Annotated in this window: 17 protein-coding genes; all 17 read left to right on the top strand. The window is 37.8% G+C overall.

The features are described 5' to 3' along the window. Positions 1–4: 4 nt before the first annotated feature. The 17 genes from fliQ (at position 5) to tsf (ending at position 15,721) form a co-directional block, all read left to right on the top strand. The gene (gene fliQ, locus MKY46_RS05410) at positions 5–274 is read left to right on the top strand and encodes a flagellar biosynthesis protein FliQ (protein WP_036124229.1); all 270 of its coding nucleotides are present in this window, start codon (positions 5–7) and stop codon (positions 272–274) included. Between the two features lie 4 nt (positions 275–278). Then, the gene (gene fliR / locus MKY46_RS05415; protein WP_141903467.1) at positions 279–1,052 is read left to right on the top strand and encodes a flagellar biosynthetic protein FliR; all 774 of its coding nucleotides are present in this window, start codon (positions 279–281) and stop codon (positions 1,050–1,052) included. A 1-nt stretch (position 1,053) separates the two neighbouring features. Further along, positions 1,054–2,142 (top strand): flagellar biosynthesis protein FlhB, encoded by a 1,089-nt coding sequence (gene flhB, locus MKY46_RS05420; RefSeq protein ID WP_036124225.1) that lies wholly within the window; start codon positions 1,054–1,056, stop codon positions 2,140–2,142. 24 nt (positions 2,143–2,166) lie between these two features. Further along, complete coding sequence (flhA, locus tag MKY46_RS05425; RefSeq protein ID WP_036124222.1) at positions 2,167–4,200, top strand: flagellar biosynthesis protein FlhA; 2,034 nt, start codon at positions 2,167–2,169, stop codon at positions 4,198–4,200. Next, entirely contained in the window at positions 4,197–5,387 is a 1,191-nt protein-coding gene (gene flhF / locus MKY46_RS05430; RefSeq protein ID WP_058843506.1) for a flagellar biosynthesis protein FlhF, read from the top strand. Before flhA ends, flhF begins: the two co-directional genes overlap by 4 nt. Beyond that, on the top strand, positions 5,384–6,259 hold the full coding sequence (locus tag MKY46_RS05435; RefSeq protein ID WP_340833814.1) for a MinD/ParA family protein: 876 nt from the start codon (positions 5,384–5,386) through the stop codon (positions 6,257–6,259). The genes flhF and MKY46_RS05435 overlap by 4 nt, the downstream gene beginning before the upstream one ends. Further along, positions 6,260–7,414, top strand: a complete 1,155-nt coding sequence (locus MKY46_RS05440; protein WP_082673691.1) for a protein-glutamate methylesterase/protein-glutamine glutaminase — start codon at positions 6,260–6,262, stop codon at positions 7,412–7,414. It begins immediately after the preceding gene. Positions 7,415–7,429: 15 nt separating this feature from the next. Continuing rightward, positions 7,430–9,493: a chemotaxis protein CheA gene (locus MKY46_RS05445; protein WP_036124212.1), complete on the top strand. Its 2,064-nt coding sequence runs from the start codon at positions 7,430–7,432 to the stop codon at positions 9,491–9,493. A 27-nt stretch (positions 9,494–9,520) separates the two neighbouring features. Next, positions 9,521–9,967 (top strand): chemotaxis protein CheW, encoded by a 447-nt coding sequence (locus tag MKY46_RS05450; protein ID WP_036124209.1) that lies wholly within the window; start codon positions 9,521–9,523, stop codon positions 9,965–9,967. Between the two features lie 9 nt (positions 9,968–9,976). Next, positions 9,977–10,609: a chemotaxis protein CheC gene (locus tag MKY46_RS05455; protein ID WP_036124206.1), complete on the top strand. Its 633-nt coding sequence runs from the start codon at positions 9,977–9,979 to the stop codon at positions 10,607–10,609. After that, positions 10,609–11,115 carry a chemotaxis protein CheD gene (locus MKY46_RS05460; protein ID WP_369802726.1) on the top strand — a complete coding sequence of 169 codons (507 nt, stop codon included), beginning with the start codon at positions 10,609–10,611 and terminating at the stop codon, positions 11,113–11,115. The genes MKY46_RS05455 and MKY46_RS05460 overlap by 1 nt, the downstream gene beginning before the upstream one ends. Next, complete coding sequence (locus MKY46_RS05465) at positions 11,115–11,486, top strand: hypothetical protein (protein ID WP_036124203.1); 372 nt, start codon at positions 11,115–11,117, stop codon at positions 11,484–11,486. The genes MKY46_RS05460 and MKY46_RS05465 overlap by 1 nt, the downstream gene beginning before the upstream one ends. Positions 11,487–12,161: 675 nt before the next feature. Then, a complete protein-coding gene (locus MKY46_RS05470) occupies positions 12,162–12,932 on the top strand; it encodes a FliA/WhiG family RNA polymerase sigma factor (protein WP_036124200.1) in 771 nt (256 codons plus the stop codon). A gap of 23 nt (positions 12,933–12,955) precedes the next feature. Beyond that, entirely contained in the window at positions 12,956–13,264 is a 309-nt protein-coding gene (locus tag MKY46_RS05475) for a hypothetical protein (protein WP_036124197.1), read from the top strand. A 9-nt stretch (positions 13,265–13,273) separates the two neighbouring features. Then, on the top strand, positions 13,274–13,858 hold the full coding sequence (locus MKY46_RS05480; RefSeq protein ID WP_036124194.1) for a hypothetical protein: 585 nt from the start codon (positions 13,274–13,276) through the stop codon (positions 13,856–13,858). A gap of 156 nt (positions 13,859–14,014) precedes the next feature. Continuing rightward, the gene (gene rpsB / locus MKY46_RS05485) at positions 14,015–14,734 is read left to right on the top strand and encodes a 30S ribosomal protein S2 (protein WP_004269262.1); all 720 of its coding nucleotides are present in this window, start codon (positions 14,015–14,017) and stop codon (positions 14,732–14,734) included. A gap of 99 nt (positions 14,735–14,833) precedes the next feature. Continuing rightward, complete coding sequence (tsf, locus tag MKY46_RS05490) at positions 14,834–15,721, top strand: translation elongation factor Ts (RefSeq protein ID WP_036124190.1); 888 nt, start codon at positions 14,834–14,836, stop codon at positions 15,719–15,721. The last annotated feature ends 44 nt before the right edge of the window (positions 15,722–15,765 follow it).

Below are 15,765 nucleotides of genomic sequence, written 5' to 3' on the forward strand. Positions count from 1 at the left end.
CAGTATGACAGGTGAATTGGTTATTTCCATAGCAGAACGTGCCATTATGATTATCCTTCTAACAAGCGGTCCGCTATTATTAGTTGCTTTAATCACTGGTTTAGCGGTAAGTATCTTTCAAGCAACAACTTCGATACAAGAGCAAACATTAGCATTTGTACCCAAAATTGTCGCTGTCCTAGTGGCCATCGTATTCTTTGGCCCATGGATGTTATCTCAAGTTACTAGCTATGCGAGAGACATATTCGAGAATTTAACACGTTATATAGGGTGAGTCCATGAATGAATTAATTCCACATTTAACGGTTTTCTTATTAGTACTTGTGCGTGTTTCAGCATTTTTTGTTACGGTCCCCTTTTTTTCATATAGGACCATTCCGCCACAAGTCAAAATTACTCTCGCACTGGTATTAGCTTGGATGATGTACTATACAATTGATGTTGAGCCATTGGTCTTCAATGATGAATACATATTATTAGTGATGAAAGAAGCACTTGTTGGACTATTGCTTGGTCTTATGGGCTACATCATCATGTCTGCAATACAAATTGCAGGAAGCTTTATTGATTTTCAAATGGGATTTGCCATTGCCAATATTATTGATCCACAAACAGGTGCGCAAAGCCCATTAATTGGTCAGTTCTTTAATATGCTAGCACTTCTTTTTTTATTAGCGATTGATGGCCATCATATGATTCTGAATGGAATTTACTATAGCTATCAATTTTTACCGATGGATCAATTTCCAAGCTTTGCTAGTGAAAGCTTACCGAAATTTATTATGACGACTTTCACAGCCGTTTTCGCGATAGCATTTCAGATGGCTGCTCCTGTTGTGGCGACCTTATTTTTAGTCGATTTAGCTTTAGGAATAACAGCAAAAACAGTACCGCAATTAAATATTTTTGTGGTCGGTTTTCCGATTAAAATCGGAGTTAGTTTTTTAGTAATGTTTACAATGATGGCTGTGATGATTCAAGTTATTCAAAAGCTCATTACGATTATGATCTACGGTATACGAGATTTAATGGCCATTTTAGGTGGTGGATGATATGAAGCTACTACTAAGTTTAGATATCCAGTTTTTTGCAGGTGAAAAAACAGAAAAGGCAACCCCTAAAAAACGTCAGGATGCTCGAAAAAAAGGGCAAGTTGTAAAGAGTCAAGATATTTCTAGTGCCATTGTCATGCTTATGGTATTTATCTTTTTATTTTTCTTTGCTGGCTCCTTGCGTGATGAATTATTAGCTTTTTTTAGACAAACATTTATTCATAACATACGCATCGAAAAATTAACGATTGATAGTGTGATGCGCTTATTTACAGAAACATTGATACAGATGGCTTTTATTATTGTGCCCATCATGGCGATTGCTTTTGTTGGAGCTCTTGCGGGTAATTTCCTGCAGTTTGGCTTTTTATTTACATTAGAACCAATGAAATTTGATTTAAAAAAGATGGATCCTATTAAAGGGTTAAAAAAAATATTTTCTGTTAAGGCCATTGTTGAACTGCTGAAGTCGGTCTTAAAGATTGGCTTTATAGGAAGTGTCACAACAATTATTATTTGGACAAACCTACCAGAAGTTTTGGCTTTATCTTTTAAAAGTCCATGGATGACGCTCATTACAGTAGGGAAGCTTGTCGGCATAATGGGTATAGCCGCATCTTTAGTTTTACTTTGTGTATCCGTTCTGGACTGGATGTATCAAAAACATGAGTATGAAAAAAATCTTAAAATGTCTAAGCAAGATATTAAAGATGAATATAAAAATAGTGAGGGTGACCCGCTGATTAAATCCAAAATCAAACAACGTCAACGCGAAATGGCGATGCGTCGTATGATGTCAGAGGTGCCGAATGCAGATGTTGTTATCACCAACCCTACTCACTATGCGATTGCCCTCAAATACGATGAGGACAATATGGATGCCCCACGTATCGTTGCGAAGGGGACAGACTTTGTCGCCCAAAAAATTAAGCTGATCGCCAAAGAGCATGATGTCATAATGGTTGAAAATAGACCTTTAGCACGTGCGATGTATGATCAGGTAGAAATTGGTGATCAAGTACCAGAGGAATTTTTTAAGGCAGTAGCAGAAATACTCGCTTATGTTTACCGTATTAAGCGAAAAATTTAAAGCTTTTAAGTAGGAGGGACACAAATGAAAGTTCGCGATATTGGGGTTTTAGGTGCGGTTATTTTAATCGTTGCGATGCTCATCATCCCTCTTCCTCCGTGGATGTTAAGTTTCTTAATTGTCATTAATATTACATTAGGATTAATTGTACTGCTAACAGCAATGAGTATGAAGGAAGCATTGGACTTTTCTATCTTCCCATCGGTCATTTTACTGTTAACCTTGTTCCGATTAGGACTAAGTGTTTCCACAACCCGTGCTATTTTAGCAAATGGTGATGCAGGGTCAGTCGTTGAAACCTTTGGTGATTTCGTAGTTGGCGGGAATGTTCTTGTTGGTTTAGTTGTCTTCTTAATTCTAGTGTTAATTCAGTTTATTGTAATTACAAAGGGCGCGGAGCGTGTAGCTGAAGTAGCAGCACGTTTCACACTCGATGCAATGCCTGGTAAACAAATGAGTATTGATGCTGACTTAAATGCAGGGGTCATTTCCGAAAAAGAAGCACGTGAACGACGTGAAAAGGTATCGGGAGAAGCAGACTTCTATGGAGCGATGGATGGTGCCACAAAATTCGTAAAAGGGGATGCCATTGCCTCAATGGTAATGGTTATTATCAACCTATTATTTGGGATCATTATCGGGGTAGTGCAAATGGGTCTTCCATTTGCAGAAGCAGCAACTCATTTTTCTAAACTAACAGTTGGAGATGGTATTGTATCCCAAATCCCGGCTTTACTTATTTCAACAGCTACAGGGATTGTTGTAACCCGTGCCTCTTCAAAAGGAAGTCTTGGCCAGGATATAACAGGACAATTATTTGCTCAGGCAAAGCTTCTTTATGTAGCTGGTGGAACGATTATCTTACTTGGATTATTTACACCAATTCCAGATTGGATAACGATTCCAATTGGTGCGTCACTCATTACAGGAGCATATATGATGGGGCGTAAGAAGCCAGAGGATGAAGAGGAATTACTTGAAATTGAGGAAGAAGTGGCAACAGATGGCATGAAGAGCCCTGAAAATGTTGTGAATTTATTAAATGTGGACCCGATCGAATTTGAATTTGGTTATGGATTAATACCTTTAGTAGATGCTACACAAGGTGGGGATTTATTAGATCGTGTTATTATGATTCGACGACAGCTAGCATTAGAATTAGGTATCGTCATCCCAGTTGTTCGTATTCGAGATAATATTCAGCTGCAACCAAATGAATATCGAATTAAAATAAAAGGGAATGAAATGGCACGAGGCGAGCTCTTATTAGATCATTATTTAGCGATGAGCCCTGGTGATGATGACTCTATTGAAGGAATTGATACTGTGGAGCCATCATTTGGACTACCAGCGAAATGGATTACGGAGCAAGTGAAAGAAGATGCCGAAATGTATGGTTACACAGTTGTTGATCCACCAAGTGTGGTGTCAACACACTTAACAGAAATCATTCGAGCAAATGCACATGAGTTACTAGGACGCCAAGAGACGAAGCAGTTAATCGATCACTTACGCGAAACACATCCTATTTTAGTCGAAGAATTAACACCGACTCCTTTGTCTACTGGAGAAATCCAAAAGGTACTTGGCAAGCTTCTTCGAGAAAATGTGTCTGTACGTAACTTACCTATAATTTTTGAGACATTAGCAGACTATGCAAAATTAACGAGTGATACAGATATTTTAACGGAGTATGTCCGTCAAGCATTAGCACGTCAAATTACTGCACAATATGTTGGAGATAGTTCAGCATTAAAGGTGATTACGGTGTCAGGTAAAGTAGAAAAAATGATTGCTGATAGTATTCAACAAACGGATCACGGAAATTATTTAGCAATGGATCCTCAAGATTCTCAAACCGTTTTAGAGACTATTGCAGCAGAAGTAGAGCGTGTTTCCTTTATGGAGCAATCCGCTATCATTTTATGCTCTCCAGCAGTTCGTATGTATTTACGACAATTGACGGAGCGTTATTTCCCTCAAATTCCAGTTCTCTCTTATAATGAGCTGGATGCTTCAGTTGAAATTCAAAGTGTTGGGGTGGTGAATGTTCAATGAAAATGAAAAAATATTATGCATCATCCATACCAGAGGCGATGAAGCAAGTGCGGGCAGAATTAGGTGAGGACGCAGTCATTTTAAATTCAAAAGTAGTCATCACAAAGAAATTTTTCGGTATGATTAAAAAGAAAAGTTTTGAAGTGGTCGCGGGAGTTGATGTTATGGAGCCAAGTTATGTGGCTCCAGCACCAGCTGTACTACCTGTAGAAACAAAAGAAAATGCAAGGTTACAAGAGATTACAAATGCTATTCAAGCAAAAGTCCATCAAGAGCCAACACCACATGTTGCAGCAGTGCATGAGGATACTAGCATCTCTGAAGAATTGAGGAAGGAAATTGCAGATTTAAAATCTTTAATGCAATCGATGCATAAAAAGACCACCCAAGCTCAATATCCCGATGAACTCTTCCCCTTCATTGAATACTTAAGACAGCAAGAGCTAAGTGAAGAGCTCATCACAACGATAGGTGATGAGCTTTTTATGCATTTCAAAGAAGCGTCAGAAATAAATTTTTCACAATGTAAATTAATAACGAAAAATTTACTACGTAAGCAGCTAGAGGCCCTTCCTGTTGGAGGATTGTCCTATGAAAGAAAGTATATAAATGTTTTAGGCCCAACAGGAGTTGGAAAGACTACAACGATTGCTAAAATGGCAGCGCGAGCTGTGTTAGAAAAAAAGAAAAAAGTCGGCTTTATTACGACCGATACGTATCGAATTGCTGCCATAGAACAGCTAAAAACATATGCAGGTCTTTTACAGGCTCCAGTTGAAATTGCTTATAATGCGACCGATTTCGAGCAAGCAATCCAAAGTTTATCCCATTTAGATTTGGTGTTTATTGATACAGCAGGTCGCAATTATAAAGAGGTCAAGTATGTGGATGATCTCCAACGTCTCATTAAGTTCGATGATCAAGCAGAGTCTTACTTAGTCCTTGCTATGACAACGAAAGAAAAGGATATGGAGAACATTGTAGACCAATTTAAGCAATTACCAATTGAAAAATTCATTTTCACAAAAATTGATGAAACAAATTCTATTGGCACAATGATCAATTTAATGATTAAATATAATAAAGGACTTGCTTACTATACGAATGGTCAAGAAGTACCAGAAGATATTGAGGAAGCTGATTTAGAAGCAGTACTTAATTTGTTTTTTCAAGGTGAAGAAAAATGAGAGACCAAGCTGAAACATTACGCTTGAAAATGATGAGGCAGCAGGGCGAACTAGGTAGAGCCATCGCAGTTGTCAGTGGCAAAGGTGGAGTAGGTAAAAGTAACTTCACCATGAATTTTGCTATAACCTTGGCCCAAAAGGGAAAAAGAGTTGCCATTGTAGATATGGATATTGGGATGGGGAATATTCATATTTTAATTGGGAAAAATGCTTCTTATAGTTTGAAAGACTATTTAGAAGGAAATAAATTACTAGATGAGGTAATATTTGAAGGACCTTATGATCTAAAGTATATTTCAGGTGGGTCTGGTATGACGAGCGTTCTAGATTGGTCACAAAGTATGTTTGAGCGATTGATTCATGCCTTTGAACAGCTTCAAAAAAACTATGATTATATTTTATTTGATATGGGGGCTGGTGCGACAAATTGGTCATTAGACTTACTGACATCCATTGATGAAATTATTGTCATTTCAACAGCGGAGCCTACTTCTATAACAGATGCGTACTCCATGATGAAATATATTCATGTACGTGATCCAGAGAAGGAGTTTTATATTCTTTGTAACCGTGCTTTTAGCAAAGAAGAAGGAATTGAAACGAATGAACGTTTAAAAATAACGATGAAACGTTTTTTAGACAAAGAAATAACCATTCTAGGTTCATTACCTGAAGATCCAGTTGTGCGTAAGGCTGTGCGTGAGCAAGTACCATTCTCGCTTGCTTATCCAGACGCACTAATATCAAAGACATTACAACTTATAGTCGTTCGTTTTATGGAACATCGTGCAGAGGAAATACACGCACATGAACAAACAGCTAAAAATTTTTTATCGAAACTCAGAAGTATTTTCTCGAAAGGGCGTGATTAATTGGACTTTTTACATAAAAGCAAGCTATTAGTTGTGGATGATTCTGCTTTTATGAGAAAGCTAATTAGTGACTTTTTTGTTGGCAACTCGAAGGTGGAAGTAGTTGGAACGGCACGAAATGGAAAAGATGCGATCAAAAAAATACAGTCGTTGAAGCCAACAGTTGTGACAATGGATATTGAGATGCCTGAAATGAATGGGCTCGATGCTTTAAAAGAAATTATGATTCAATGTCCAGTTCCTGTAATAATGCTCTCGAGTACCACTCAACGTGGGACAGAAAATGCAATAGCAGCAATTGAGAGTGGTGCAGTAGATTTTGTCGCAAAGCCAAGCGGAACCATTTCTCTTGATTTACATAAAATCCAAAATGAGCTTGTTCACAAAGTAGAGCAAGCGGCAATGGTGCCGATTTCCAAATTGAAAAAACCTTCTGGTAGTAAAAAACAACAAGAACCAGTGACAAGAGCGAGTACCGTAGTAAAGGAGCCACAACAGCATGGACGAACACCAACTCTTATGAATGTTGCTGCTAGCAATGTAGCTACATCAAAGCCACTGGTAGAATGGAGTAAAGTTGGAAAGAAAATGGTGTTAATTGGTACATCAACTGGAGGACCTCGTGCACTTCAGGAGGTCATTACTAAAATTCCTAAGTCCATACAAGCACCTATATTAATTGTTCAGCATATGCCAGCTGGATTTACTAAATCACTTGCTACTCGTCTGGATCAGCTAAGTGAAATTGCTGTAAAAGAAGCGGAACAGGGCGATATATTGCAAAATGGAGTAGCTTATATTGCACCGGGTGGTTATCATTTAAAGCTGAGAAAAGTAGGAACGACTTTTGGCATTGTTCTTGATAATCAGGAAGCACCGAGATCAGGCCATCGCCCTTCTGTAGATGTAATGTTTGAAGATGTTAGTCAATATAAGGATTTTGATAAAGTGGCAGTCATTATGACTGGTATGGGCCATGATGGTTCTAATGGACTGAAAGCATTGAAAAAAAGTGGTAATGTCATAGCTATTGCAGAATCAGCCGAAACTTGCATTGTATATGGAATGCCAAAAGCAGCAGTAGAAACGCAACTTGTTGATGAAGTTGCAGATGTAGATGATATTGCACAAACAATAATGAAATATTTGCCTTAAAAGGGGTGTCCTCTTATGGAAGTCAATCAATATTTAGAGATGTTTATCGAAGAAAGTAAAGAGCATTTACAAGCATGTAGTGAACATTTATTAGAATTAGAGAAGAATCCAGATGATTTGGCCATTGTTGGGGAAATATTCCGCTCTGCCCACACGTTAAAAGGTATGTCTGCCACAATGGGCTTTGAAGATTTAGCGGATTTGACACATAAAATGGAGAATGTTTTAGATGCTATTCGTAATGAGAAAATCCATGTCACACCTGAAATACTAGATGTTGTCTTTGAATCTGTTGATCATCTAGAAGAAATGGTGATGGATATTGCGAACGGTGGAGATGGTAAACGTGATGTTTCATCAACTGTTGCTCAACTGAAGCGCATTGAATTAGGTGAGGAAGCAGTACCAGAAGTGGTAGCAACAGTGGCACCAGCAGTCGTTGCAAGTGTTTTAGAATATGATAGCTTTGAACAAACAGTTATTACACAATCATCTGAACAAGGCTTCAATGCATTTGAAATTGCAGTTACATTACGTGAGGATTGCCTATTAAAGGCTGCACGTGTATTTATGGTGTTTGAAATTTTAGAAAAAGATGGAGATGTCATTAAGTCCAGTCCATCTGTTGAAAAGCTTGAAGATGAACAGTTTGATCAACAATTCTATGTTGCTTTTGTGACAAAAGAAACAGCCGAAGATATGCAGAAAAAAATAATGAAGGTTTCAGAGGTTGATGAAGTCGTTGTGACAACAATTGACCTGAAGAAATTTAGTGAAAAACAATATGAAGCCCATCAGGAAGTAGCAGCAACAGCAGTGGTAGAAGCAGAACCAACACCAGCAGCTACGCCTGCGAAAGCTGAACCTGTTGCGGCACCAGCCAAAGCAGCAGCACCAGCTAAAGCTGATAAAGCTCATGCACCTGTAGGGAATAAAACGATTCGTGTAAATATTGAACGTCTTGATATTTTAATGAACTTGTTTGAAGAGCTTGTCATTGATCGTGGTCGACTACAATCGATCGCTACAGAAGTGAATCATGGTGAGTTAAATGAAACAGTAGAGCGCATGAGTCGTGTGATGGGTGATCTACAAACAATTATTTTAACGATGCGTATGGTACCAGTGGAAACAGTATTCAACCGATTCCCAAAAATGATTCGTCAGCTATCACGTGACTTAAATAAAAAGATCAACCTAGAAATCATCGGTGCAGAAACCGAGTTAGATCGTACGGTTATAGATGAAATTGGGGACCCACTAGTTCACTTAATCCGTAATTCTGTGGATCATGGGATTGAGAATCCGACGGCTCGTCGTGCAAAAGGTAAGCCAGAAGAAGGAACAGTTGTCCTACGTGCGTATCATAGTGGAAACTATGTCTTTATTGAAATTGAAGATGATGGCGCGGGCATTAATCGTGAAAAAGTACTAGCGAAAGCTATTTCAAAAGGCATTGTGACACAAGAACAATCATATTCAATGTCTGATAAACAGATTAATGAGCTTATTTTAGCTTCAGGCTTCTCAACTGCCGATGTCATTTCTGATGTTTCTGGTCGTGGGGTAGGTTTAGATGTTGTGAAAACAACGATTGAATCACTTGGTGGCAATATTTCAATTGAATCTACACAGGATGTTGGATCTATCTTCTCGATTCAATTACCACTGACATTATCGATTATTTCAGTCATGCTGGTGGAGATTGAAAAAGAAATTTATGCAATTCCACTATCTTCTATTATTGAAACATCTATTATCCGTTCATCAGAGATTATGAATGCGCATAATCAAAAAGTAATCGACTTCCGTGGCAAGGTTGTTCCATTGGTATTCTTAGAGGAAATCTTTGAGGTTCCTCGTAAAGAGTCACAAGATGAAGAATTCCATTCAGTTGTAATTGTTCGCAAAGGTGAAAAACTTGCTGGTCTAGTAGTGGATTCTTTCATTGGACAACAAGAGATTGTCTTGAAGTCATTAGGAAATTACTTAACAAATATCTTTGCCATTTCAGGTGCAACGATTTTAGGTAATGGTAAAGTAGCCTTAATTGTAGATTGCAACGCACTAATTAAATAAGGTGAATGAATAAGAGAGGTGTAAAGTATGACAAACGCAGTGGAACAAGAAAGTATTAAAGTAATTGTTTTTCAGCTAGCAGATAAAGAATATGCAATTCCCGTGTCCCATGTACAAGGAATTGAAAAATTAATGCATATTACGCGTGTACCGAAAACCGTGAAATATGTGAAAGGTGTAATCAATCTACGAGGTGTTGTTACACCAATAGTCGATTTACGTGAACGCTTTGAACTACCTGTTTCTGAACATGAAGAAACAACACGCATTATCATTATTTCATTAGAAGATATGGAAGTAGGTTTTGTTGTAGATTCAGCGAACGATGTTATTGATATTCCAGCAAGTGCAATTGAACCGCAACCAGAGGTCGTTGGCTCACTTGAAGAAGAATTTATTTCAGGTGTTGCCAAAGTAGAGAAACGATTATTAATCTTGTTACATTTAGAAAAAGTATTAAATCCACTAAAGTAGGGATCGATAATGACATTTAATCAAAAGATTACATCGCTACATTTAGATGTATTAAAGGAAATTGGAAATATTGGTGCTGCGCATGCCGCGACAGCACTTTCCAATTTACTTGGGAAAAAAATTGATATGCGCGTTCCAAAGGTAGAAATGGTGTCCTTTAACGAAATGATGGAACTGGCTGGCGGATCTGAAAACGTTGTAGTTGGTATTTACCTTCGTATTGAAGGAGATGCTGAAGGAAGTATGTTCTTTATTTTACCTATCGAGCAAGCAAATCGCTTTATCCGTCGTCTTATTTTTGATGATACATTTGACTTTAAAAAACAACCAGTTTCAGAGCTAGGCTTATCAGCTATGCAAGAAATGGGCAATATTTTATCGGGCTCCTATTTATCTGCCTTATCGGACTTTACCAATTTGAAAATTTACCCAACAGTACCTGGTCTAAGTGTAGATATGTTTGGCGCTATTATCAGTATTGGTTTAATCGAATTATCACATGTAAGTGATAATGTTATTGTGATAAATACATCCATTTTTGAAGAAGGTGTAGAAGACCACGAAACGGTGAGAGGTCATTTCTTCCTGCTTCCCGATCCCGACTCATTCGATGCAATTTTTAAAGCATTAGGAGTTTCATGATGATGTTAAGCAGCAGTAGTGGACAAGTAATTAAAGTGGGAATTGCACAAATGGATGTAGTAAAGTTACCTAACACCATTCGAACTTCTGGTCTTGGTTCTTGTGTGGGCGTTATTTTATATGATGAGTCAAAAAAAATTGCTGGTTTAATCCATGTGATGTTACCAGATTCAAGCTTAGGTAGAGCTGAGTCAATCAATGTGGCAAAATTTGCAGATTCAGGTATTGCAGCAATGATAGATTTATTAAAATTAGAAGGCGTTCAAAAATTTAAACTAAAGGCAAAAATTGCAGGGGGGGCGCAGATGTTTCAATTTACATCTGACAAAGATACGATGCGTATCGGTCCCCGCAATGTAGAAGCAGTTAAACATGAGTTAAAGAGACATGGAGTACCTTTAGTGGCCGAGGATACTGGTGGAAATAGTGGTAGAACGATTGAATTTAATCCTGCAACGTCGATATTACATATTCGAACAGTTAACCAAGGAGTGAGCGAAATCTAATGTTTGGTTCTATTTTTTACAATCTATGGGGAGCATTAATTGCTTTTTCAATTTATTTTTTCAGTACATTTCAAAAACCTTCTACTCCCCTTCGCATAATCATCAGCGCTTTTGTTGTAGCAATTATCGTCTTTATCGCTATGTATATAGTACGTTTTTTAATTGCTTACATCATGTTTACGCCAGAGGCTAATGAAGAAGTGGATGAAGATGGTCTAACAGATCATGAACTTGATGCTACTGATGGCGCAAAGCAAGAAGCTCCAGCAGTTAATTCAACGGTTGAATTTCAAGATGAAAATTCCGAGGAAATTGCTCAAGTAGTACGAACGATGATGAATCGAGAAGAAGAGCAACAAGTGAATGCGTAAAAATGAGTCGCGAATAGCGGCTCTTTTTTTATTGGGCATTTGAAGGCTTTATTATACGAGAAACTCAAAAGCTCAGGCTAGCTTATTAGCGCACTTTATTACAGGAGGAAAACCACCGCTTAATGAAGCAGATAAGCAAAAATGGTCAAAAGGAGGGGAAGGGCGAACATGGTATTAGTAATGGGCTGAAGCAATCGCTCGTAGATCTCAATATTCAATGGAAAAATTATAGCACGTTTTTGAAACGACAATTGGTACATTGTGGATGCAATGTAGGTATTATAACCTTTTTGTTCAATGTCATAGTTATGATGCACCTTAGCATCGAATTAAATAGCGTCCTAAATTATAAGTTTAATTCTGTAGACAAAATTTTAGAACTGTATCCAACTGTTCATCATAACAAGGGTACAGTTTTTCTATGAGATTAAAAAATGAAGGAATATATTAGAGAGTAAGAGAAACAAATGAAATTATAGTCGATTCTTGTTATAATATAGGAAAGATGGCAACTGCTTATCGAGTTTTTAACTATTCGAAGCTCACGTCTAGATTAGCTTTAATGTGGATTTTTTACAAAGATTAACCGAAAAATCCTGTTGAATGATTAATTTTATGAGCGCAAATAGTCAGTGGCAAACGGGCGCGTAAAGCGTTTTTAGAGAGGTGGATTTCATGACACAACCAATTCTGAACGATGAGCAAAAACTATGGAATCGCTGGATTCATGAGCGTGATCCAGATGCTGGTGATTTACTTATAAAAAAATATATTTCTTTAGTATCTTACCATGTCCAACGTATTGGTGCGGGTTTGCCAAAGAGCGTATCACGAGACGATTTAACGAGTTTAGGCATGGTAGGGCTTTTTGATGCATTAAATAAATTTGATATTAACAGAGATTTAAAATTCGATACATATGCTTCGTTTAGAGTAAGAGGCGCTATCATTGATGGTTTACGTAAGGAAGACTGGTTACCGCGTTCAGCGCGTGAAAAAGCCAAAAAATTAGATGCTCAAATTGAACAATTAGAGCAAAAATATATGCGTCATGTAACACCTGAGGAACTTGCGGAGCATATGGAAGTATCTGTTGAAGATGTGTATCAGACAGTGCAAGAGCATTTTTTTTCAAATGTTCTTTCCATTAATGAGCAACAGGATCAAGAGGAAGCGGACGGTAAGTCATTTGTCATCCGAGATGATACGACAAAAACACCTGAGCAAACTGTTATTAAATCGGAGTTATTAGGTGACTTAGCTGAGAATATTCAAAAGCTCAATGAAAAAGAACAGCTTGTACTTAGTTTATTTTACACAGAGGAATTAACTTTGACTGAAATTGGTGAAATGCTTGAACTGTCAACATCACGTATTTCACAGATTCATTCAAAAGCGCTATTAAAGCTACGAAAGCTATTATCAAGTGAAATGATTAATGCGTAAATATCCTTGAGGGAGAGATTCCAATGAGTTTAAAAGGTGTCGAATTACAAATTGCTATTCCAAAAACATTTGAAGCGGGGAAAATGGCAGATCAGGCACAGCAACAAGCATTAGCCCAACAGGCACACGCAAATGAAGCATTAAAAAAAGAAGTAGAGCGCAAGCAAAAAATTGTCAATACAACAGAAGGTATGGATGAAATTAGTGAGGATGAGGATGCAGGTGGCGAATATTTAACAGGTATTCATAAAAAGAAGAAAAAGAAGCAGGGTCAACAAGAAAAACAGGCACAACATCCGTTTAAAGGGAATTTCGTGGATTTTAGTGGATAGGAGTTTACAATGACAACCATACTAATAGCGTTACTATTCTTTTTACAGCTACTTTCATTTTACTTCCTTATTATTTTAAATACAAAGCTAGCAAAATTTAAGGATTTAGAAAAGAAGCAAGAACGTTTAATGAGGGAAATGGACGATACGATTACGGCTTATTTAGCAGAAATGAAAGATGAAAATGACCGTCTTATTAAAGAGTTACAAAATGTCAAACAGCCCGAAATAGCGGCGAGTAGCTTGCAGCAAATAGAACAAAGTGTGACACCAATGGAACAGTCGTCTTCGGATTTAACCCAAGGGACTAAAAGTGATAGTTCGCTAAGTTTAGATAAAGATTCTCGTATCTACGTACCTAAAAAAATTGTAGCAAATGCTTATTCACGTCAGCAACATACTGGTGCAAAAAAGGCACAAGCAGTGCCATCTCCAAAAGAGGAGATGGCAAGTCTACCTGAAAAAGAAAAAATGCTGACGGTGGAACAGCAAGCGCTAGAATTAACAAAGCAGGGAAAATCGGTAGAGGAGATAGCGAAACAACTGCAAAAGGGGAAAACAGAAATCGAGCTTTTACTGAAATTTCATCACTAAATTGTTGCGAATCAATCAAAGCTATGATATAGTTGCAAATGGTGTTATTACTACACACGCATTTTGATGTAGTAAGTGGTGCTCTAAGCTTAGGGTAGCTTGTTGCAGATGATAAATGCGGAGGATAAAAACCAAACATACTAGGAGGAAATTCACATGTCAGTAATTTCTATGAAACAATTACTTGAAGCTGGTGTACATTTCGGTCACCAAACTCGTCGTTGGAACCCAAAAATGAAGAAATATATCTTCGTTGAACGTAACGGGATCTACATCATCGACTTACAAAAAACGGTTAAAAAATTAGAGGAAGCTTATGACTTCATGCGTCAAGTTGGTCAAGACGGTGGTAAAGTTCTTTTCGTTGGTACGAAAAAACAAGCACAAGAAGCGATCAAAGATGAAGCTGAACGTTCAGGCAACTACTACATCAACCAACGCTGGTTAGGTGGTACTCTTACAAACTTCGGTACAATTCAAAAACGTGTTGCACGTATGAAACAAATCGAAAAAATGGAAGAAGAAGGAACTTTCGAAGTTCTTCCTAAAAAAGAAGTAATCCAACTTAAAAAAGAACACGAACGTCTAATCAAATTCCTAGGCGGTATCCGTGATATGCACGATCTTCCAGACGTAATGTTCGTGGTTGACCCACGTAAAGAGCGCATTGCTGTTGCAGAAGCTCGTAAATTAAACATCCCTCTAGTAGGTATTGTTGATACTAACTGTGATCCAGATGAAATCGACTACGTAATCCCTGCTAACGATGATGCTATTCGTGCTGTTAAACTTTTAACTGCTAAAATGGCTGACGCTTTAATCGAGTCAAAACAAGGTGAAGAAGAAGCTCCAGCTGTAGAAGCTGCTGCTGAGTAATTCACGTTTACAAAAAGGTGATAAGTGGCTCAAAACCCTTATCACCTTTTTTAGAACCTATCATTAAATAGTTCAACCAATTTGAGGAGGAAACACTAAATGGCAAACATTACTGCACAATTAGTAAAAGAATTACGCGAAAAAACTGGCGCTGGTATGATGGATTGTAAAAAAGCGTTAGTAGAAACTGATGGTAACCTAGAAGCTGCAATCGACTTCCTACGTGAAAAAGGTCTTTCGTCAGCTGCTAAAAAAGCTGACCGTATCGCTGCAGAAGGTACAACTTACATTTTAGAACAAGGTAACGAAGCGATTATCGTGGAAGTAAACGCTGAAACTGACTTCGTTGCGAAAAACGACAAATTCCAAGTATTAGTTTCTTCTTTAGCAGAGCAATTACTTGCTGCTAAACCAGCTTCAGTTGAAGCCGCTTTAGAGCTTACAAATGCTGAAGGTGTAAAAATTGAAGATCAAATTTCAACAGCTGTTGCAACAATTGGTGAAAAAATTACACTTCGTCGTTTCGAAATTAAATCAAAATCTGATGCAGATGCATTCGGTGCTTACTTACACATGGGCGGCCGTATTGGTGTATTAGTGACTTTAGAAGGTTCTACTGATGCAGCAGCAGCTAAAGATGTTGCGATGCACATTGCAGCAATCAACCCAACATATGTTTCTCGCGATGAAGTTTCTGCTGAAGAAGTTGAACGTGAGCGTAAAGTATTAACAGAGCAAGCTCTTAACGAAGGTAAACCAGAAAACATCGTTGCGAAAATGGTTGAAGGCCGTCTTGGTAAATATTTCGAAGACGTTTGCTTGCTTGATCAAACATTTGTTAAAAACTCAGATCAAAAAGTACGTGATTTCGTAGCTTCAACTGGTGGTTCAGTAAACGGCTTTGTACGTTACGCTGTTGGTGAAGGTATCGAAAAACGTGAAGATAACTTTGCAGAAGAAGTAATGAGCCAAGTTAAAGGTAACTAATTTCGCTTGCATTTGATTCTAATCAAATAATATCTAGATTATCT

The organism is Lysinibacillus sp. FSL M8-0355, assembly GCF_038008985.1.
In the GTDB taxonomy this organism is placed as follows: Bacteria; Bacillota; Bacilli; order Bacillales_A; family Planococcaceae; genus Lysinibacillus; species Lysinibacillus fusiformis_D.